The sequence below is a fragment of the Pseudomonas spelaei genome, from assembly GCF_009724245.1.
Classification (GTDB): domain Bacteria; phylum Pseudomonadota; class Gammaproteobacteria; order Pseudomonadales; family Pseudomonadaceae; genus Aquipseudomonas; species Aquipseudomonas spelaei.
The window spans coordinates 95,097-114,094 of record NZ_WNNK01000020.1 but is presented as its reverse complement, the minus strand read 5'-3'; the positions used below and the strand labels follow the sequence as shown (position 1 = coordinate 114,094).

Below are 18,998 nucleotides of genomic sequence, written 5' to 3'. Positions count from 1 at the left end.
CTCGATAGAGTGGGGTCATGTATGCTACGGCGCTTCCTGTAACTCCACTTCCAGCAGGGTTTGGGCCTGGACGCGCCGTTTCCGGTGTCGATCCCCCCGAACATTGCATTGAAGAGGATTAGGCCACCCCTATTCAGTTCAAAAGTAGCCATGCACGAACATTACCAGCCCCGTGAAATAGAAAATGCCGCCCAGTCGTTCTGGGACGAGCAAAAGTCCTTTGAAGTCAGTGAACAGCCAGGCAAGGAGACTTTCTATTGCCTATCGATGTTCCCTTACCCCAGCGGCAAGCTACACATGGGGCACGTGCGTAACTACACCATCGGCGACGTGATCTCCCGCTACCAGCGCATGCAAGGCAAAAATGTCCTGCAACCCATGGGTTGGGATGCCTTCGGCATGCCGGCGGAAAACGCCGCGATGAAGAACAACGTAGCGCCCGCCAAGTGGACCTACGAAAACATCGCCTACATGAAAACCCAGCTGCGCAGCCTCGGCCTGGCCGTGGACTGGTCCCGCGAAGTGACCACCTGCAAACCTGATTACTACCGCTGGGAACAATGGCTGTTCACTCGCCTGTTCGAAAAAGGCGTGATCTACCGCAAGAACGGCACCGTTAACTGGGACCCGGTCGACCAGACCGTCCTGGCCAACGAGCAAGTGATCGACGGTCGCGGCTGGCGTTCCGGCGCGCTGATCGAAAAGCGCGAAATCCCGATGTACTACTTCAAGATCACCGCCTACGCGGATGAACTCTTGTCGAGCCTCGACGACCTGCCGGGCTGGCCTGAACAGGTCAAGACCATGCAGCGCAACTGGATTGGCAAATCCAAGGGCATGGAAGTGCAGTTCCCGTACAACGTCGCCTCCATCGGCGAAGCGGGCGCCCTGAAAGTCTTCACTACCCGTCCGGACACCCTGATGGGCGCGACCTACGTCGCCGTGGCGGCTGAACACCCGCTGGCCACCCTGGCCGCACAGAACAACCCTGAGCTGCAGGCGTTCATCGCCGAGTGCAAAGGCGGCAGCGTCGCCGAGGCTGACGTCGCCACCCAAGAGAAAAAAGGCCTGCCGACCTCGCTGTTCGTCGAACACCCACTGACCGGCGAGAAATTGCCAGTCTGGGTCGCCAACTACGTGCTGATGCACTACGGCGATGGCGCGGTAATGGCCGTGCCGGCTCACGACGAGCGCGATTTCGAATTCGCCACCAAATACAACCTGCCGATCAAGTCCGTGGTGCGCACCAGTTCCGGTGACACCAACCCGGCTCCGTGGCAAGACGCCTACGGCGAGCACGGCGAACTGATCAACTCCGGCGAGTTCGACGGCCTGGACTTCGAAGGCGCCTTCGACGCCATGGAAGTGGCGCTGATCAAGAAAAACCTCGGTGCCTCGCGCACTCAGTTCCGCCTGCGCGACTGGGGCATCAGCCGCCAGCGCTACTGGGGCTGCCCGATCCCGATCATCCACTGCGACACCTGCGGTGACGTGCCGGTGCCGGAAGACCAGTTGCCGGTCGTGCTGCCGGAAGACGTGGTGCCGGACGGCGCCGGTTCGCCATTGGCACGCATGCCCGAGTTCTACGAGTGCAGTTGCCCGAAATGTGGCGCGCCTGCCAAGCGCGAAACCGACACCATGGACACCTTCGTCGAGTCCTCGTGGTACTACGCACGCTATGCCTCGCCGCACTATGAAGGCGGCCTGGTAGAAAAATCCGCAGCCGACCATTGGTTGCCGGTAGACCAGTACATTGGCGGTATCGAACACGCCATTCTTCACCTGCTCTACGCGCGTTTCTTCCACAAGCTGATGCGTGACGAAGGCCTGGTGAGCTCCAATGAGCCGTTCAAAAACCTGCTGACCCAAGGCATGGTGATCGCCGAGACTTACTATCGCCGCGAAGCCAACGGCGCCTATACCTGGTTCAACCCGGCGGATGTCGAGCTTGAGCGTGACAGCAAGGCCAAGGTTATCAGTGCCAAGCTGATCGCCGACGGCCTGCCGGTGGAAATCGGTGGCACCGAAAAGATGGCCAAGTCGAAGAACAACGGCGTCGATCCACAGTCGATGATTGACCAGTTCGGCGCAGACACCTGCCGACTGTTCATGATGTTCGCCTCGCCGCCCGACATGAGCGCGGAATGGTCCGACTCCGGCGTAGAGGGTTCGCACCGTTTCCTCAAACGCGTCTGGCGCCTGGCACACGCACATGTCAGCCAGGGCTTGCCCGGCAAGCTGAACGTGGCCGGCCTGAACGATGAGCAAAAAGTCATTCGCCGCAGCACGCACCTGGCCATCAAACAAGCCAGCCAGGACGTGGGCCAGCACCACAAATTCAACACCGCCATCGCCCAGGTGATGACGCTGATGAACGTGCTGGAAAAAGCCCCGCAGGCCACTGAGCAAGACCGTGCGCTGGTGCAGGAAGGCCTGGAAACGGTCACCCTGTTGCTGGCACCGATCACACCGCACATCAGCCACGAACTGTGGAGCCAACTGGGCCACAGCGGCGCAGTCATCGATGCCCGCTGGCCAGTACAGGATGACAGCGCCCTGGTACAGGACACGTTGCAACTGGTGATTCAGGTCAACGGCAAACTGCGTGGCCAGATCGACATGCCTGCCAGCGCCAGCCGCGAAGAAGTCGAAGCCGCTGCCCGCTGCAACGAAAACGTGCTGCGCTTTACCGAAGGCCTGACGATCCGCAAAGTGATCGTGGTGCCCGGCAAACTGGTCAATATCGTCGCTAGCTAATCGGATCGGGCGCCAGGACAAAAAACTGGCGCCGAACAAAACCTCCAGGGCCTCGATAAGGCCCACATGGTTTCAAGGGGAGCATCAAAATGATCAAACGCAATCTGCTGGTTATGGGCCTCGCCGTGCTGTTGAGCGCTTGCGGCTTCCAGCTGCGCGGCACCGGCACCACCGAACTGACAATCAAGGAATTGGACGTCAGCGCCCGCAACGCCTACGGCGAGACCGTGACGCAACTGCGCACTACGCTGGAAGGCAGTGGCGTGAAAGTCTACACCGGAGCGCCTTACAAACTGGTCCTGATCAACGAACAGGAAACCCAGCGTAACCTCAGCTACGCCAGCGCCGGTCGTGCCTCGGACATCGAACTGAACACCGCGCTCATCTACGAGATCCAGGGTCACGACAACCTGCCGCTGACCGGTGGCAAACTGGAAGTACAGAAAGTCGTGAGCCACGACGGCAACAACCTGGTGGGTTCGGACTCGGAAAGCATCCAGGTACGCAAAGAAATGCGTCGTGACCTGGTCCAGCGTATGGTGCTGCGCCTGCAACAATTTAGCCCGACCCAATTGGACGCCCTGCAGCAAACTGCAGACGCCAAGGCCAAGGCAGATGCCGATGCGCTGAAAGCTGCGCAAGAGTATGAAAACAACACGCCGAAGCAGTCCCCTGTAGAAATCCCTGCCGAGTAAGCTAAACGGGGCGCGTCATGCGCCCCGTTCGCCCCGACTATGAAACTCGCCCCTGCCCAACTCGCCAAGCACCTGCAAGGCAGCCTCGCGCCCATCTATATCGTCAGCGGTGATGACCCGTTGCTGTGCCAGGAAGCCGCCGACGCTATTCGTGCTGCCGCGCGTCAACAGGGTTTTGATGAGCGCCAGGTATTCAGCGCCGACGCCAGTTTCGACTGGGGTACGTTGCTGCAAGCCGGCGCGAGCATGTCACTGTTTGCTGAAAAGCGCCTGCTGGAACTGCGCCTGCCCTCGGGCAAGCCTGGGGATAAAGGCGCAGCAGCGTTGATGGAGTACTGCGCGCGTCCTGCCGAAGACACGCTACTGCTGATCAGCTTGCCCAAGCTCGATGGCAGCGCGCAGAAAACCAAGTGGGGCAAGGCGCTGGTTGAGGGACCGCAGACCCAGTTCATCCAGATCTGGCCGGTGGATGGCAATCAACTGCCCCAGTGGATTCGCCAGCGTTTGTCGCAGTCCGGGCTGTCCGCCAGCCAGGATGCAGTGGAGCTGATTGCCGCACGCGTCGAAGGCAACCTGCTGGCAGCCGCGCAGGAAATCGAGAAGCTCAAGTTGATGGCCGAAGGTGGGCAAATCACCGTCGAAACCGTGCAAGGGGCCGTGGCCGACAGCGCGCGCTTTGATGTGTTCGGCCTGGTGGATGCGATCCTCAATGGTGAGGCCGCTCACGCCCTGCGCATGCTCGAAGGCCTGCGCGGTGAAGGCGTCGAACCACCGGTGATTCTCTGGGCCCTGGCCCGGGAGCTGCGGTTACTGGCCAATATCGCCCTGCAATACAGCCAGGGCATACCGCTGGACAAGGCCTTCAGCCAGGCTCGGCCGCCGGTGTGGGACAAACGTAAACCGCTGATCAGCAAAGCCCTGCAACGGCATTCGGCGCAACGCTGGGCGCAACTGTTGCTCGAGGCCCAGCGCATTGATGCGCAGATCAAGGGACAAGCGGCGGGATCACCGTGGATGAGCTTGAGCCGTTTGTCACTGCTTATGTCCGGCCAACGCCTGGCCTTACCGGCCGAATAACCCTGTAGACGCAGCCTCGTGCCTCGGCAGCGGCTACAGGGGCTGGACAGAATCCGAACTTCGGCAGATGATTCGTCCCGCAATTACCCACCCAGAGAGCACTCATCATGAGCAAAAAGCCATCCAAGCATGGCCCCAACAAGGCCAAGTCCATCATCGCCCAACCCCTGTTCCGCAGTCGCCAGGAACGTGCAGCCAAGGGCAAAGGCAGCTACCGCCGCGAAGCCTTCCAGTCTAATAGCTGGGAGGCTTCTTACTTTCTGGCTGCCTGAAGGCAAGCGCCCCTCTGGCATGATAAGGTCTGTACCTGATTCGTATTCCCTGGACCTGTGCATGCCCTCTAGTCTTTCCCGTCGTTGGCACCTCCGCCAACTGATCGCTGCCTCCAGCCTCATTCTGTTAGTCGCCTGTGCGGAAAAACCTACCGCCGCAGACGCCCAACCCTTGCCTACCGTGCAAACCGCACCGGTGGCCGCCCCTGCCGTCGTTGCGCCGTTGGCGGTGGACAATCTCGACATCCAGCCCACCCAGACCTTCGCCGAATGGCAAGCAGGCTTTCGCATTGAAGCCTTGAAGGCCGGTATCACACCCCAGGTGTTTGACACCGCCTTTGCCAACGTCACCCCCGACATGTCGGTTATCCGCGCCGATCGCAGCCAGCCAGAGTTTTCTCGCCCTGTGTGGGAATACCTCGATGGTGCTCTGTCGCCATTGCGGGTGCGTAATGGCCAGTCGCTGCTGATCAAGTACGCCGACACACTGCAAAGCATCGAGCAACGTTATGGCGTCGACCGCCAGGCGCTGGTATCGGTGTGGGGCATGGAGAGTAACTTCGGCCAGTTCCAAGGCAATAACCTGGTGATCCGCTCACTGGCCACCCTGGCCTATGAAGGCCGCCGCCCGGCATTTGCCCTGGCGCAACTGCTGGCGGCGCTGCAAATCATCCAGCACGGCGATATCCAGGCCGACCAGATGCGCGGCTCCTGGGCCGGGGCCATGGGGCAAACCCAGTTTATCCCCACCACCTACAACACCCACGCCGTGGACTTCGACGGCGATGGCCGCCGCGACATCTGGAACAGCCCTGCCGACGCCCTCGCCTCCACCGCACACTACCTGCAAAGCTCCGGCTGGCAGAAAGGCCAGCCATGGGGCTTTGAGGTACAGCAACTACCGTTGAACTTTGATTACGCCCTGGCCGACGGCGCGGTGCGCAAGACAGTGGGTGAATGGCTGAAACTGGGGATCCAGGTGCCAGCCGGCGCCAGCGTACCGCCCAACGTGGACCAGCTCTCTGCTGCCCTGCTACTGCCTGCCGGCTATCGCGGCCCGGCGTTCCTGGTACTGGATAACTTCCGGGCGATCCTCAAGTACAACAACTCGTCGTCCTACGCACTGGCGGTCGGCTTGCTGTCGGAGCGGTTCGGCGGTGGTGGGCTGATTCGTGGGGCTTGGCCGAAAGACGAGCTGCCGTTGACCCGCTCCCAGCGTATGGAGTTGCAGACGGTGCTCAGTGCGCATGGTTACGATGCCGGGAACCCGGACGGGATCATTGGCGCCAACACGCGCAAGGCGATTCGAGCAGCGCAGCAAGCGCTGGGCTGGCCGGCGGATGGGTATCCGACGGTGAAGTTGCTGGAGAGCTTGCGCAACAAATAGATTGCCGCATGGCGGCTATCGCTATCGCGGGCAAGCCCGACTCCCACATTTGACCGTGTCGCTCAAGATGTACGCGATCAATGTGGGAGCCGGGCTTGCCCGCGAAGGGCCCTCCAAGGCAATAACTTTGTCAGGGTTTGAATACCACATCCTGCTCCAGCACTAACCTCTTCTCCCCCGCATCCAGCCTTACTCGCGCACCCATCGGCAAGGTCAGGTTCGGGTCGCAGTGCCCACTGCGCCATCCGGACAGCACCGGAATGCACAACGGCTCAAACGTCTGCTTGAGCAAACGCTCCAGCGCCACGTTATCCACACCCGCCACATCCCCCACCAGCACACCGGCCAGTTGGGCCAGCTTGCCTGCCAGGCGCAAATGGGTGAACAAGCGATCAATGCGATACAGCGGCTCGTTAACGTCTTCGATAAACAGAATAATGCCCTCGGCATCAATCTCGTAAGCCGTGCCCATGACCGCAGCGATCATCGACAGGTTACCCCCCAGCAGGCGCCCACAGGCAATACCTGGCTCGATCGTGGTCAACGGATAGGCCACGGGGTGGACCAACTGGCTACCAGCCTTCATCTGGCCCCGCAGCATGCTGAACAGCGACGACTCCGTAGGCTGCTGCTTTTCACCCAGCAAGTCGGCGTTGAGCATCGGCCCATGAAAGGTCACGAACCCGGCGTACCGGCTGATCGCCAGGTGCAACGCGGTGATATCGCTGTAACCTACAAATGGCTTGGGGTTGGCCCGCAGCAGGTCGAAATCCAGGCGGTCAAGCAAGCGTGGTGTCCCGTAGCCGCCGCGCAGGCAGAAGATGGCATCAATTTCTGGATCAGCGAAGGCAGCGTGCAGGTCGCGCAGGCGCACTTCATCGCTGCCGGCCAGATAGCCGTCGCGTTCATACACACCAGAGAAGATCCGCAGCTCATGGCCACGGGCACGCATCCATTGCCCGGCCTTTTCCACATCCAACGCGGCGGGGCCGGCGGGTGCGATCAAGCCGATCACGCCTTCGGCGCGCAGAGCAGGTACGGCGGCCGCGAGTTGAGTCGTCATCCATGGTTCTCCTTATCTAGATAGCCAAGGCACTCTAACCAGCAACAGTGACTTATAGAAGACACAGAAACAAATGTGGGAGCTGGCTTGCCTGCGATTGCATCACCCTCGGCATGTTTGATACACCGAGGCGTCTGCATCGCAGGCAAGCCAGCTCCCACACAAACCCACTCCCACATTGGATCTGCGGTGCGGCTTAGGAAACCAGGCTGGCCTTGACCAGTTTCGCCTGCTCATCGGCGTGGTACGAGGAACGCACCAATGGGCCCGAGGCGACGTTCTTGAAGCCCATCTTGTAACCTTCCTCGGCGAACCAGGCGAAGACGTCCGGGTGCACGAAGCGCTGCACCGGCAAGTGGCTGCGGGACGGTTGCAGGTACTGGCCAAGAGTCAGCATGTCGATGTCGTGCTCGCGCATGCGCTTCATGACTTCGATGACTTCTTCATCGGTTTCGCCAAGACCCAGCATCAAACCGGACTTGGTCGGAATGTGCGGCATCATTTGCTTGAACTTCTGCAGCAAGGTCAGCGACCACTGATAGTCCGAGCCCGGACGCGCAGCCTTGTACAGGCGCGGCACGGTTTCCAGGTTGTGGTTGAACACATCTGGCGGCTCAGCGGCGGTGATTTCCAATGCGACGTCCATCCGGCCACGGTAATCCGGGACCAGGGTTTCGAGCATCACATTCGGCGACAGCTTGCGAATTTCGCGGATGCAATCGGCAAAGTGCTGGGCACCGCCGTCACGCAAGTCATCACGGTCTACCGAGGTGATGACCACATACTTGAGTTTCAGGTCGGCGATGGCAATGGCCAGGCTTTCCGGCTCGTTGACGTCCAATGGCTTCGGACGGCCGTGGCCGACGTCGCAGAACGGGCAGCGACGGGTGCAGATATCACCCATGATCATGAAAGTGGCGGTGCCGCCAGAGAAACATTCGCCCAGGTTCGGGCAGGACGCTTCTTCGCAGACGCTGTGCAGCTTGTGTTTGCGCAGCAGGGCCTTGATCCGGTCGACTTCCGGCGAGACCGGGATGCGTACGCGAATCCAGTCAGGCTTTTTCGGCAGTTCGGTGGTCGGAATGATCTTTACCGGGATGCGTGCAACCTTCTCGGCGCCGCGCAGCTTGACGCCGGCTTCCACCTTGGCACGCGGGGCCGGACGCTCGGTAATGTCCAGCGTCGGGATCATGGTTTGCACAACATCAGTAGTCATATCAATCGATTCCGCCCGTCAGGGTCGTCTGCTCAGCATAGTCGAGGTGTTTGACGAGCTGCGCGCGCAGCCGGGCACTTACCTCGGCAAATTCTATCGGACCTGTGTGATCGCGCAGCTGGGTCATCGCCAGCCCGGCGTAGCCACAGGGGTTAATCCGTTGAAACGGGGCCAGGTCCATGTCCACGTTCAAGGCCAGGCCATGAAAGGAACAACCGTGGCGGATCCGCAGGCCCAGGGAGGCGATTTTCGCGCCATCGACATACACACCAGGCGCATCGGGCTTGGCCGCCGCGGTCACGCCATAGCTGGCCAACAGCTCGATCAGACAGGTTTCCATGCGGCTGACCAGATCACGTACACCGAAACCCAGCTTGCGCACATCCAGCAGCAGATAAGCCACCAGTTGGCCTGGGCCATGGTAAGTCACTTGGCCACCTCGGTCGACCTGCACCACCGGAATATCACCCGGCAATAGCAGATGCTCGGCCTTCCCTGCCTGCCCCTGAGTGAAAACCGGCGGGTGTTCCACCAACCAGATTTCATCGTCGGCAGCAGAACCACGCTCATTGGTAAACCGCTGCATGGCATGCCAGACCGGCTCGTAAGCCATCCGGCCGAGCTCGCGAAAGCCCAGGACCTGTGACATCACAACACCATGTGTACGAAGCCGGTAGCCCGCAGTTCGCTGTTGATGTCGTAGAGCTGGTCTTGACCCGTTGCAACGATGTGCAACTGGATCGTCGTGTATTTACCGTTGGTGCTGGAACGCTCATCCACACGGTTGTCGTTGATCGTCGCATGCTTCCTGACGATCTCAAGGATCTTGTCCTTGTTGCCCACACCTGTGTCGCTGATCACCTTGACTGGATAATCAGTCACTGGGAATTCGATCTTTGGCGCCTTTACTTCGGTATCGGTCATGGCGTAACGGCCTCGTAAGCGGTAAGCCGTGGCGACGGGCAAAGCCCCGCGTCGGATCAACGCGGGGCTTTGCAGGTGCACACTATCAGTTGAACAAGCCGTAGAAGAATAGACGGATGCTATCCCACACGCGGCGGAAGATACCACCTTCGTCGACAGCGTCGAGGGCGATCAAGTCGGCGCTGTGCACCACTTTGTCATCCAGCTTCACTTCGACCTTACCAATGACATCGCCCTTGGCAATCGGTGCAACCAGTTGCGGGTTCATGGTCATGCTGGCAACCAGCTTCTTGAGCTGGCCTTTAGGCATGGTCAGGGTCAGGTCTTCAGCCAGGCCGGCCTTGACTTGATGGGTAGCGCCTTTCCACACCGGGGCTTGCGCCAGCTCAGTACCCTTCTGGTAGAAGGTCTGGGTTTCGAAGAAGCGGAAACCGTAGGTCAGCAACTTTTGCGTCTCGGCCGCACGGGCCTGCTCGCTGTTGGTACCGAACACCACTGCAATCAGGCGCTGGCCGTCACGTACAGCGGAAGACACCATGCAGTAGCCGGCTTCGTCGGTGTGGCCGGTTTTCAGGCCATCGACGGTCTTGTCACGCCACAGCAACAGGTTGCGGTTAGGCTGCTTGATGTTGTTCCAGAAGAACTCTTTCTGCGAGTAGATCGCATAGTGCACCGGGTCGACACGAATGATCGCGCGGGCCAGGATCGCCATGTCGTGAGCCGACGAGTAGTGCTCAGGGTTCGGCAGACCGGTCGGGTTCATGAAGTGGCTGTTGGTCATGCCCAGGTCAGTCACGGTTTTGTTCATCATGTCGGCGAACGCATCTTCGCTGCCGGCGATGTGCTCGGACAGGGCCACGCTGGCGTCGTTACCGGACTGGATGATGATGCCGTGCAGCAGGTCGCTGACGGTCACTTGAGAGCCGACCTTGATGAACATCCGCGAGCCACCGGTACGCCAGGCGTTTTCGCTGACGGTTACCGGATCGTTTTCGCCGATCTGGCCGCGACGGATTTCCAAGGTCGCGATGTAGGCCGTCATCAGTTTGGTCAGGCTGGCCGGTGGCAGGCGCTGGTCACCGTTGCTCTCGACCAGCACGTTACCGCTGGCGGCATCCATGAGTACCCAGGACTTGGCGGCCAGTTGCGGTGAAGCCGGCACCATTTCAACCGCCCAGGCGGCCGGAGTGATGATCAGCGGGACAAGCAGGCACAGGCGTTTGGCTAAGGTGGTGATGTTCATCCGTCTCTCGAAATTGCTTATGGAAACTTGCCCTTGCGGGCAAAACTATTCAGACAGCCCGTCTCCAGACTGTCGCGTGTTCGGTTGCCTGCTCACCCCTTGCCCCTGGGTTTTTATTATTCCACGAGCCAACAACCAGGGTCCTGGCCCGCACGCGAGCCTGAACCATCAATCCGATAACTGCTTATTCCGCGCTGACCACACTCGGCTGGCCCAGGTTGGCCAGACGAACGCTGTTCTGCACTTGCTGGATCTCGCCCGGTGAACCGATCGGCCCCAGGCGAACCCGGTGCAGGGTCTGCTGATTACGCACGATAGAGCTGATAAAGACTGGCGCGCTGACCATCCCACTGAGCTTGGACCTTAACAGCTCCGCAGCATCCGGGTTGGCAAAGGCACCGACTTGCAGGTACTGGCCACCCACTGCGTTGCCGGGGGCCGCTTGTGGCACGGCCACCACGGGGGCCGCATGTTGCTGCGGCGGCGGTGTCCATTGCTCGACCTTGCCCGCCTGGGCGATCTGCGGCTGCGGGGTTTGCGGCTCGTTGAGCATCAGCGGTGCCGGCTTGCCACGCTGGGCCCAGTACTGCTGTGGATCGATGCCCTCGACCTTGACCCGGGCGGTGCCGGTTTCGGCATAGCCGAGTTTCTTCGCGGCCGCGTAGGACAAGTCGATGATCCGATCCGAATAGAACGGCCCACGGTCATTGACCCGCAGGATGACCGTACGGTTGTTGTCCAGGTTGGTCACCTTGACGTAGCTGGGCAGCGGCAAGGTCTTGTGGGCCGCGCTCATGCCGTACAGGTCATAGACTTCGCCGTTGGCCGTGTTCTGGCCGTGGAACTTGGTGCCGTACCAGGACGCGGTGCCCGATTGCACGTAGGTCTTGGACTCTTGCAGCGGGAAGTAGGTCTTGCCCAGCACGGTGTACGGGTTGGCCTTGTAGGCACCGGTGTGCAGGGTCGGCGTCGCATCCGGGATACGGGAGACATCAACGTCCCACCACGGCGCGCCATCTTTGTGGGCCCGGTTGATATCCAGGCCTGGTTGAGCGCGGACGACAGCACCGCCAGCTTTTTGCGCAGGGGCACGACTGGTGTTGGAGGAACAACTGACCACCAACAATGACAATGCAGCCAGCGCCACCAGCTTCAGGGGTTTATTGATCGGCGATACCGGCATTACTTGACGCCCCGTGCTTGGACCAGCATGTCTGACAGCTGATGCACGGCCATGGCGTACATCACACTGCGGTTATAACGCGTAATTGCGTAGAAATTCTTCAAGCCCATCCAGTATTCAGGGCCGTCTGCGCCTTCCAGGCGGAAAGCCGTGACCGGCATATCATCGCGCAGCGCATCATGACTTGACCAGCCCAGCGCCCGCAACTCCCCGACGGTCTTGACCGGCTCGATGCCCTGGGTGAGGCCTTCATCGGCGCGATCCCCGGTCACATCGGCACGAATCACCACCGGCTCGCCGGCTACCCAGCCATGGCGCTTGAAGTAACTGGCCACACTGCCGATGGCATCATCGGGATTGCTCCAGATGTTGATATGGCCGTCACCGTCAAAATCCACCGCATAGGCGCGAAAGCTGCTCGGCATGAACTGCGGCAGCCCCATGGCACCGGCGTAGGACCCCTTGAGGGTCAGCGGGTCAACCTGTTCTTCGCGGGCCAGCAGCAGGAATTCGCGCAGTTCCTTACGGAAGAACTCGGCGCGAGGCGGGTAATCGAAACCCAGGGTCGACAACGCGTCGATCACCCGGTAGCTGCCGGTGTTGCGGCCGTAAAAGGTTTCAATGCCGATGATCGAGACAATCACCTGGGCCGGCACGCCGTACTCCTGCTCGGCGCGGGCCAGCACCGCTTCGTGCTGGCGCCAGAAGTCCACGCCCCGGGCTATGCGGGCATCGGTGAGGAACATCGGACGATATTCCTTCCACTGCTTCACACGCTCGGCAGGACGGGAAATGGCGTCCAGGATCGACTGCTTGCGCTGGGCTTCACGAAACACGTCCATCAGCTGTTCACCGGCGAAACCATAGTCACGGGTCATCTCACCGACAAACTCGGCGACCTGGGGCGAACCGTCATAGTCGCCGGCCTGTGCTTCCTGAGTAGCGCCCAGCAGGCCTATCAAGCCCACACAGGACGCGTACCGAGCAGCCCAGCCGCGCATTGCTTGCATTGACATCTTCACCTTATTCAAACCTGTGCGATCCACTTACGATGGGTATGGATCGACATCAAAACCCCAAACGCTGACATCAATGTGACCAGCGAAGTTCCGCCGTAGCTAATGAACGGCAACGGCACCCCAACCACCGGCAACAGGCCACTGACCATACCGATGTTGACGAAAACATAAACAAAAAACGTCATAGTCAGGCTGCCGGCGAGCAATTTGCCGAACAGCGTCTGCGCCTGAGCGGTAATCACCAGGCCGCGACCAATCAATAACAGGTAGATCAGCAACAGTGCGCAAATGCCCACCAGGCCGAACTCTTCCCCCATCACCGCGATAATAAAGTCGGTGTGGCTTTCCGGCAAAAAGTCCAGGTGCGACTGGGTGCCCAGCAACCAGCCCTTACCGAATACACCACCAGAACCGATGGCCGCCTTGGACTGGATGATGTTCCAGCCGGTGCCCAACGGATCACTCTCCGGATCGAGGAACGTCAGGATCCGCTGCTTCTGGTAGTCGTGCATGAAGAAGAACCACATGGCCACCGCCACCGGTATCGCCGCCGCCAATACGCTGAGGATCCAGCGCCAGCGCAAGCCGCCCATGAACAACACGAACGCACCACCGGCCAGGATCAGCAGCGAGGTGCCCAGGTCCGGCTGACGCACAATCAGGATAAATGGCACGCCGATCAGGATCAGGCTGATCCCCACGTGCTTGAGCTGCGGCGGCAAGGTGCGCTTGGACAGGTACCAGGCAATGGTTGCCGGCATCAGGATCTTCATGAATTCCGACGGCTGGAAGCGGATCACCCCCGGAATGTTGATCCAGCGGGTCGCACCCATGGCGTTGTGGCCCATGACGTCCACCACCACCAGCAGCAACACGCCCGCCACGTAGCCCAATGGTACCCAACGCGCCATGAAGCGCGGCTCCAGTTGGGCAATCACCACCATCGACAACAGGCCCAGGCCGAACGAAGACGCCTGCTTGATCAACAGGTCCCAGTTCTTGCCACTGGCCGAATACAACACAAACAGGCTGCCGGCGGCCAATGTCAGCAGCAGGATCAGCAACGGGCCATCAATGTGCAGGCGCTGCAGCAAGGTGGCGCGACGGCGCATCACATCCTCGCTGGAGAGGATGCGGTCAAAATTACTCTTCACGGGCCGTAGCCTCCGCGCTTGAAGGGTTGGCGTACTCAGGCTTGAGCTTGCCGTCCTGGTCCAGCAACCAGGCGTCCATGATCTGGCGCACTACCGGAGCAGCCACGCCGGAGCCGGACTCGCCGTTCTCGACCATCACCGCCACGGTGATCCTGGGGTTGTCAGCCGGGGCAAAACCAACGAACAACGCATGGTCGCGGTGACGCTCCTGAACCTTGGAGCGGTCGTACTTCTCACCCTGCTTGATCGCCACCACCTGGGCGGTACCACTCTTGCCGGCAATCCGGTACTGCGAGCCGGCCGCCGCCTTGCGCGCAGTACCCCGGGCGCCGTGCATCACTTGCTGCATGCCGTGGTTGACCTTGGTCCAGTCGGACGGATCACGCAGGACAATGTCCGGAATCGGGTTCTCATCCACCGGTTTTTCACCCTCGATGGTCTTGGCCAGGTGTGGACGGTTCCATTTGCCCTTGTTAGCCACCAGCGCCGTCGCCTGGGCCAGTTGCAGCGGAGTGGCCTGCATATAACCCTGGCCGATCCCGAGAATCAGGGTTTCACCCGGGAACCAGGCTTGGCGTCGGGTCGCGCGCTTCCATTCACGGGAAGGCATCAGGCCGGGAGACTCTTCAAACATGTCCAGGGACACTTTCTGACCGAGGCCGAACTTGCCCATGTAGGCCGACAACCGATCAATCCCCAGCTTGTGGGCCAGGTCATAGAAGTAGGTGTCGTTGGACCGCATGATCGCCGTGTCCAGGTCCACATAACCGTCACCGGTACGGTTCCAGTTACGGTACTTGTGATCGTAGTTGGGCAGCATGTAGTAACCGGGGTCGAATACCCGGCTGGACGCTGTGATAACACCGGAATCCAGGCCGGCAATGGCCACCGCCGGTTTGATGGTCGAACCCGGTGGATACAGGCCGCGCAGCACCCGGTTGAACAGCGGGCGGTCAATGGAGTCGCGCAGCTCGGCGTAAGCCTTGAAGCTGATCCCGGTCACAAACAGATTCGGGTCGAAACTCGGCTGGCTGACCATCGCCAATACTTCGCCAGTGGTCGGATCCAGCGCCACGACTGCGCCGCGGCGACCGCCCAAGGCCATCTCCGCCGCTTCCTGCAACTTGATATCCAGGCTCAGGACAATGTCCTTGCCGGGAGTCGGATCGGTACGCTTGAGCACCCGCAGCACCCGGCCACGGGCGTTGGTTTCAACTTCTTCGTAACCCACTTGGCCATGCAGTTCCGGCTCGTAGAAGCGCTCGATGCCGGTCTTGCCGATATGATGGGTACCGCTGTAGTTGACCGGGTCGAGGGTCTTGAGCTCTTTCTCGTTGATCCGTCCCATATAGCCGACAGAGTGGGCAAAGTGCGCCCCCTGCGGGTAGTGACGTACCAACTGCGCCACCACTTCAACACCCGGCAGGCGGAACTGGTTCACCGCAATCCGGGCGATCTGCTCTTCGGTCAGCTCAAACAGAATCGGCACCGGCTCAAACGGCCGGCGCCCCTGTTTCATACGCTTCTCGAAGATCACCCGGTCGTCCGGGGTCAGTTGCAGCACCTCGACGATGACATCAAGGATCTGCTGCCAGTCGCCGGATCGCTCGCGGGTCATGCTCAGGCTGAAACTGGGCCGGTTATCCGCCACCACCACGCCATTGCGGTCGAAAATCAAGCCACGGGTCGGCGGAATCGGCTGCACGTGCACCCGGTTGTTTTCCGACAGCGTGGAGTGATAGTCGTACTGGATCACCTGCAGGAAATACAGGCGGGCGATCAACACCCCCAGCAGTACCACCACCAAAATGGCGCCGAACACGACCCGACCGCGCACCAGACGTGCGTCTTTCTCGTGGTCCTTGATGCGGATCGGCTGGGTCATCAGGCAGGGCGCAGACTATTTGTGGTAAGGGTGCCCGGACAGAACTGTCCAGGCGCGATACAGCTGTTCACCGATCAGAATCCGCACCAGCGGATGCGGCAGCGTCAGGGGCGACAGCGACCAGCGCTGATCGGCCCGTGCACACACTTCCGGCGCCAGCCCTTCGGGGCCGCCGACCATGAAGTTCACCGTGCGCGAATCCAGGCGCCAGCGATCCAGCTCCACCGCCAACTGCTCGGTGCTCCACGGCTTGCCATGCACTTCCAGGGTGACAATCCGCTCATTGGGGCCGACCTTGGCCAGCATGGCCTCGCCTTCCTGACGGATAAAGCGCGCCACGTCGGCGTTCTTGCCCCGGGTATTGAGCGGTATTTCCACCAGTTCCAGTGCCAGCTCGGAGGGCAGACGCTTGGCATATTCATGCCAGCCTTCTTCCACCCACTTGGGCATGCGTGAACCAACAGCGATCAGACGCAGGCGCACAGCCGTTCCTTATTCCTGGTCTTTGTTGAGCTTGTCGAAGTGCGCGTGGCCGACTTCAGGGCTGTGGTGCTTGCCATCGGCGGCACGGCTCTGCTCGGCGCCTTGCCACAGACGCTCCAGGTCGTAGAACTGACGGGCGTTGCTGGTCATCATGTGAACGATCACATCGTCCATGTCCAACAGCACCCAGTCGCTGTCGCCCTTGCCTTCTTCACCCAGTGGCTTGACGCCTTGGGCTTTGACGGCTTCGCGAACCTTGTCCAGCATCGCGCCGATCTGACGGTTGGAGGTACCGGTGGCGATGATCATGAAGTCGGTGATGCTCTGCTTGTCGCGCACGTCCAGGACTTGAATGTCCTGGGCCTTCACGTCTTCCAGTGCAGCTACGGCAACCTTCACCAGCTCTGCGCCAGCGAGTTCCGGGCCGGTATGGGCTTCTACAGGCAACGGAGCGCTCTTGAACGTGCCTTTGCGCTTAACTTTGCTTACGTCTTTGTTCGTCATATAAAACTCGTTTTACTCGTATGTTCGGGCGCTTCAATACACGTCTATTCGTGCCTTCAAGCGCGCCTTTTCAGTTCGACGCACGGTAAAGCCCGTGCGCATCGATGTAGGCCAGGACCGCGTCAGGCACCAGGAAACGTACCGACTTCCCGCTGGCCAGCAGTTGACGGATCTGGGTGGCAGACACCGCAAGCGGCGTCTGCCAGACGAATGCAATATTCCCGCTCGGCCCGGTCAGAGCCTGCGGGTCACTTACCGAGCGCGCTGCCAGCAGGTTGCGCAAGGCATCCGGCGGTTCGCTGTCGGCATCCGGGCGTTGCAGCACCAGGATGTGGCAATGCTGGAGCAATTCTTCCCAGCGGTGCCAAGTGGGCAGGCCGCAAAATGCGTCCCAGCCCAAAAGTAGAAACAACTGGTCATCTGCGGCCAGTTCGGCGCGCATCAGTTCCAGAGTGTCAACAGTGTAGGACGGTTTGTCGCGCTTGAGCTCGCGGTCGTCCACCACCAACGGTGCAATACCGGCCACCGCCAGGCGCACCATTTCCAGGCGCTGCTGCGGTGACACCTGCGGCGTGTCCCGATGAGGCGGCCGGGCATTGGGTGCCAGGCGCAGCTCATCCAGTGCGAGGGCATCCGCGACTTCCAGGGCACTGCGCAAATGGCCGATGTGCACGGGGTCGAAGGTACCGCCGAGCAGCCCGATGCGTTTACCCATCAAGTGCGCACATGACCGTCACCGAACACCACGTACTTCTCGCTGGTCAGGCCTTCCAGGCCAACCGGGCCGCGTGCGTGGAGCTTGTCGGTGGAAATGCCGATCTCGGCCCCCAGGCCGTATTCAAAGCCGTCGGCAAAGCGCGTCGAGGCGTTGACCATCACCGAAGCGGAATCCACTTCATTGAGGAAACGCCGGGCATCGCTGAAATGCTCGGTGACGATGGCGTCGGTGTGCCTGGAGCCATAGGTGTTGATGTGTTCGATGGCCTGGTCCAGGTCGTCGACGATGCGGATCGACAGGATCGGCGCCGTGTACTCGGTGTACCAGTCTTGCTCGGTGGCTTCGATTACATCGCTGCCGAGGATCGCCCGGGTACGCTCGCAGCCACGCAGCTCGACGCCCTTGTCGCGGTAAATGGCCGCCAGCGGCGGCAGCACGCGATCGGCAATGCCGACGTGCACCAGCAGGGTTTCCATGGTGTTGCACGGCGCATAGCGATGAGTCTTGGCGTTGTCGGCAATGCGAATGGCCTTGTCGAGGTCGGCGGCCACATCAATGAACACGTGGCAGACGCCGTCCAGGTGCTTAATGACCGGCACCTTGGCATCACGGCTGACCCGTTCGATCAGGCTCTTGCCACCGCGCGGGACGATCACGTCGACGAACTCGGGCATCGTGATCAACGCGCCAACGGCGGCGCGGTCGGTGGTTTCCACCACTTGCACCACTTCGGCCGGCAAATCAGCCACGGCCAAGCCCTGTTGGATGCACGCGGCGATGGCACGGTTGGAGTTGATCGCCTCGGAACCGCCCCGCAGGATCGTGGCGTTACCGGACTTGAGGCACAGGCTCGCAGCGTCGATGGTCACGTTCGGACGCGACTCATAGATGATGCCGATCACGCCCAGGGGCACGCGCATCTTGCCGACCTGGATACCCGACGGCAGGTAGCGCATGTCGCGGATTTCACCGATGGGGTCAGGCAGCTTGGCCACCTGACGCAAACCTTCGATCATGTCGTCGATGCGTGCCGGCGTCAGCGCCAGACGGTCCAGCAATGCCGGTTCCAGACCATTGGCCCGGCCATTGGCCAGGTCCAGCTCGTTAGCGGCCGTCAGCTCGGAGCGCGAAGCATCCAGGGCATCGGCGGCAGCCAGCAGGGCACGGTTCTTCTGCGCAGTGCTCGCACGGGCGATCAACCGCGAGGCCTGACGGGCAGCGCGACCCAGGCGGGTCATGTAGTCAAGAACGGACTCAGTCATGGTCTGGTGGGGTCTTGGCAAAGAGGAAAGCGGCAGATTATAGCTGTCGCGCAGTCCTACGGACAGCGGTGAGGGGCGGATGGTCGAAATGAACTGCAAATACTCGACGTTCAGCAGGAATTAAGGCTGGAGTTGTTATCATCCTGTCACATTTAG

At 60.8% G+C, this 18,998-nt stretch carries 18 protein-coding genes; 5 read left to right on the top strand and 13 right to left on the bottom strand.

All coding sequences use genetic code 11. The annotated features are described in order from the left end of the window. The first annotated feature begins 150 nt into the window (after window positions 1-150). From leuS to GNF76_RS21755, 5 genes are all read left to right on the top strand, one after another. A complete protein-coding gene (gene leuS, locus GNF76_RS21775; RefSeq protein ID WP_155585141.1) occupies window positions 151-2,757 on the top strand; it encodes a leucine--tRNA ligase in 2,607 nt (868 codons plus the stop codon). 89 nt (window positions 2,758-2,846) lie between these two features. Then, a complete protein-coding gene (locus tag GNF76_RS21770) occupies window positions 2,847-3,452 on the top strand; it encodes an LPS-assembly lipoprotein LptE (protein WP_155585140.1) in 606 nt (201 codons plus the stop codon). Between the two features lie 39 nt (window positions 3,453-3,491). Beyond that, window positions 3,492-4,529: a DNA polymerase III subunit delta gene (gene holA, locus GNF76_RS21765; protein ID WP_155585139.1), complete on the top strand. Its 1,038-nt coding sequence runs from the start codon at window positions 3,492-3,494 to the stop codon at window positions 4,527-4,529. 107 nt (window positions 4,530-4,636) lie between these two features. Then, window positions 4,637-4,801 (top strand): alternative ribosome rescue factor ArfA, encoded by a 165-nt coding sequence (arfA, locus tag GNF76_RS21760; protein ID WP_155585138.1) that lies wholly within the window; start codon window positions 4,637-4,639, stop codon window positions 4,799-4,801. A gap of 61 nt (window positions 4,802-4,862) precedes the next feature. Beyond that, window positions 4,863-6,188, top strand: coding sequence for a lytic murein transglycosylase (locus tag GNF76_RS21755; protein ID WP_155585137.1), 1,326 nt, complete (start codon window positions 4,863-4,865; stop codon window positions 6,186-6,188). Window positions 6,189-6,318: 130 nt separating this feature from the next. Here the strand turns inward: GNF76_RS21755 and GNF76_RS21750 are convergent, their stop codons facing one another. The 13 genes from GNF76_RS21750 to GNF76_RS21690 form a co-directional block, all read right to left on the bottom strand. Beyond that, window positions 6,319-7,251, bottom strand: coding sequence for a S66 peptidase family protein (locus tag GNF76_RS21750; RefSeq protein WP_155585136.1), 933 nt, complete (start codon window positions 7,249-7,251; stop codon window positions 6,319-6,321). Between the two features lie 196 nt (window positions 7,252-7,447). After that, complete coding sequence (lipA, locus tag GNF76_RS21745; RefSeq protein ID WP_155585135.1) at window positions 7,448-8,467, bottom strand: lipoyl synthase; 1,020 nt, start codon at window positions 8,465-8,467, stop codon at window positions 7,448-7,450. A gap of 1 nt (window position 8,468) precedes the next feature. Further along, entirely contained in the window at window positions 8,469-9,116 is a 648-nt protein-coding gene (gene lipB / locus GNF76_RS21740; RefSeq protein WP_155585134.1) for a lipoyl(octanoyl) transferase LipB, read from the bottom strand. Next, window positions 9,116-9,391: a DUF493 domain-containing protein gene (locus GNF76_RS21735; RefSeq protein ID WP_071485441.1), complete on the bottom strand. Its 276-nt coding sequence runs from the start codon at window positions 9,389-9,391 to the stop codon at window positions 9,116-9,118. The genes lipB and GNF76_RS21735 overlap by 1 nt, the downstream gene beginning before the upstream one ends. An 85-nt stretch (window positions 9,392-9,476) precedes the next feature. Further along, window positions 9,477-10,634 carry a D-alanyl-D-alanine carboxypeptidase family protein gene (locus tag GNF76_RS21730; RefSeq protein ID WP_155585133.1) on the bottom strand — a complete coding sequence of 386 codons (1,158 nt, stop codon included), beginning with the start codon at window positions 10,632-10,634 and terminating at the stop codon, window positions 9,477-9,479. 184 nt (window positions 10,635-10,818) lie between these two features. After that, the gene (locus GNF76_RS21725) at window positions 10,819-11,817 is read right to left on the bottom strand and encodes a septal ring lytic transglycosylase RlpA family protein (RefSeq protein ID WP_155585132.1); all 999 of its coding nucleotides are present in this window, start codon (window positions 11,815-11,817) and stop codon (window positions 10,819-10,821) included. Next, window positions 11,817-12,827 carry a lytic murein transglycosylase B gene (gene mltB / locus GNF76_RS21720; RefSeq protein WP_155585131.1) on the bottom strand — a complete coding sequence of 337 codons (1,011 nt, stop codon included), beginning with the start codon at window positions 12,825-12,827 and terminating at the stop codon, window positions 11,817-11,819. Before mltB ends, GNF76_RS21725 begins: the two co-directional genes overlap by 1 nt. 17 nt (window positions 12,828-12,844) lie before the next feature. After that, window positions 12,845-13,948: a rod shape-determining protein RodA gene (rodA, locus tag GNF76_RS21715; protein ID WP_050547734.1), complete on the bottom strand. Its 1,104-nt coding sequence runs from the start codon at window positions 13,946-13,948 to the stop codon at window positions 12,845-12,847. A gap of 31 nt (window positions 13,949-13,979) precedes the next feature. Continuing rightward, complete coding sequence (gene mrdA / locus GNF76_RS21710) at window positions 13,980-15,875, bottom strand: penicillin-binding protein 2 (protein WP_155585130.1); 1,896 nt, start codon at window positions 15,873-15,875, stop codon at window positions 13,980-13,982. 15 nt (window positions 15,876-15,890) lie between these two features. Beyond that, the gene (gene rlmH, locus GNF76_RS21705; protein ID WP_003185785.1) at window positions 15,891-16,358 is read right to left on the bottom strand and encodes a 23S rRNA (pseudouridine(1915)-N(3))-methyltransferase RlmH; all 468 of its coding nucleotides are present in this window, start codon (window positions 16,356-16,358) and stop codon (window positions 15,891-15,893) included. 9 nt (window positions 16,359-16,367) lie between these two features. Next, on the bottom strand, window positions 16,368-16,862 hold the full coding sequence (rsfS, locus tag GNF76_RS21700) for a ribosome silencing factor (protein WP_155585129.1): 495 nt from the start codon (window positions 16,860-16,862) through the stop codon (window positions 16,368-16,370). 70 nt (window positions 16,863-16,932) lie between these two features. Further along, entirely contained in the window at window positions 16,933-17,577 is a 645-nt protein-coding gene (gene nadD, locus GNF76_RS21695; protein ID WP_155585128.1) for a nicotinate-nucleotide adenylyltransferase, read from the bottom strand. Then, complete coding sequence (locus GNF76_RS21690; RefSeq protein WP_155585127.1) at window positions 17,577-18,842, bottom strand: glutamate-5-semialdehyde dehydrogenase; 1,266 nt, start codon at window positions 18,840-18,842, stop codon at window positions 17,577-17,579. The genes nadD and GNF76_RS21690 overlap by 1 nt, the downstream gene beginning before the upstream one ends. Window positions 18,843-18,998: the final 156 nt, after the last annotated feature.

Excerpts from the sequence above, each read along its gene's own strand:
- rodA (WP_050547734.1), bottom strand. The coding sequence starts at position 13,948 with ATGCGCCGTCGCGCCACCTTGCTGCAGCGCCTGCACATTGATGGCCCG.
- nadD (WP_155585128.1), bottom strand. The coding sequence starts at position 17,577 with ATGGGTAAACGCATCGGGCTGCTCGGCGGTACCTTCGACCCCGTGCAC.
- GNF76_RS21730 (WP_155585133.1), bottom strand. The coding sequence starts at position 10,634 with ATGAACATCACCACCTTAGCCAAACGCCTGTGCCTGCTTGTCCCGCTG.
- mltB (WP_155585131.1), bottom strand. The coding sequence starts at position 12,827 with ATGCAAGCAATGCGCGGCTGGGCTGCTCGGTACGCGTCCTGTGTGGGC.
- holA (WP_155585139.1), top strand. The coding sequence starts at position 3,492 with ATGAAACTCGCCCCTGCCCAACTCGCCAAGCACCTGCAAGGCAGCCTC.
- leuS (WP_155585141.1), top strand. The coding sequence starts at position 151 with ATGCACGAACATTACCAGCCCCGTGAAATAGAAAATGCCGCCCAGTCG.
- GNF76_RS21735 (WP_071485441.1), bottom strand. The coding sequence starts at position 9,391 with ATGACCGATACCGAAGTAAAGGCGCCAAAGATCGAATTCCCAGTGACT.
- GNF76_RS21750 (WP_155585136.1), bottom strand. The coding sequence starts at position 7,251 with ATGACGACTCAACTCGCGGCCGCCGTACCTGCTCTGCGCGCCGAAGGC.
- GNF76_RS21690 (WP_155585127.1), bottom strand. The coding sequence starts at position 18,842 with ATGACTGAGTCCGTTCTTGACTACATGACCCGCCTGGGTCGCGCTGCC.
- GNF76_RS21725 (WP_155585132.1), bottom strand. The coding sequence starts at position 11,817 with ATGCCGGTATCGCCGATCAATAAACCCCTGAAGCTGGTGGCGCTGGCT.
- GNF76_RS21770 (WP_155585140.1), top strand. The coding sequence starts at position 2,847 with ATGATCAAACGCAATCTGCTGGTTATGGGCCTCGCCGTGCTGTTGAGC.
- arfA (WP_155585138.1), top strand. The coding sequence starts at position 4,637 with ATGAGCAAAAAGCCATCCAAGCATGGCCCCAACAAGGCCAAGTCCATC.
- lipB (WP_155585134.1), bottom strand. The coding sequence starts at position 9,116 with ATGTCACAGGTCCTGGGCTTTCGCGAGCTCGGCCGGATGGCTTACGAG.
- GNF76_RS21755 (WP_155585137.1), top strand. The coding sequence starts at position 4,863 with ATGCCCTCTAGTCTTTCCCGTCGTTGGCACCTCCGCCAACTGATCGCT.
- lipA (WP_155585135.1), bottom strand. The coding sequence starts at position 8,467 with ATGACTACTGATGTTGTGCAAACCATGATCCCGACGCTGGACATTACC.
- mrdA (WP_155585130.1), bottom strand. The coding sequence starts at position 15,875 with ATGACCCAGCCGATCCGCATCAAGGACCACGAGAAAGACGCACGTCTG.
- rsfS (WP_155585129.1), bottom strand. The coding sequence starts at position 16,862 with ATGACGAACAAAGACGTAAGCAAAGTTAAGCGCAAAGGCACGTTCAAG.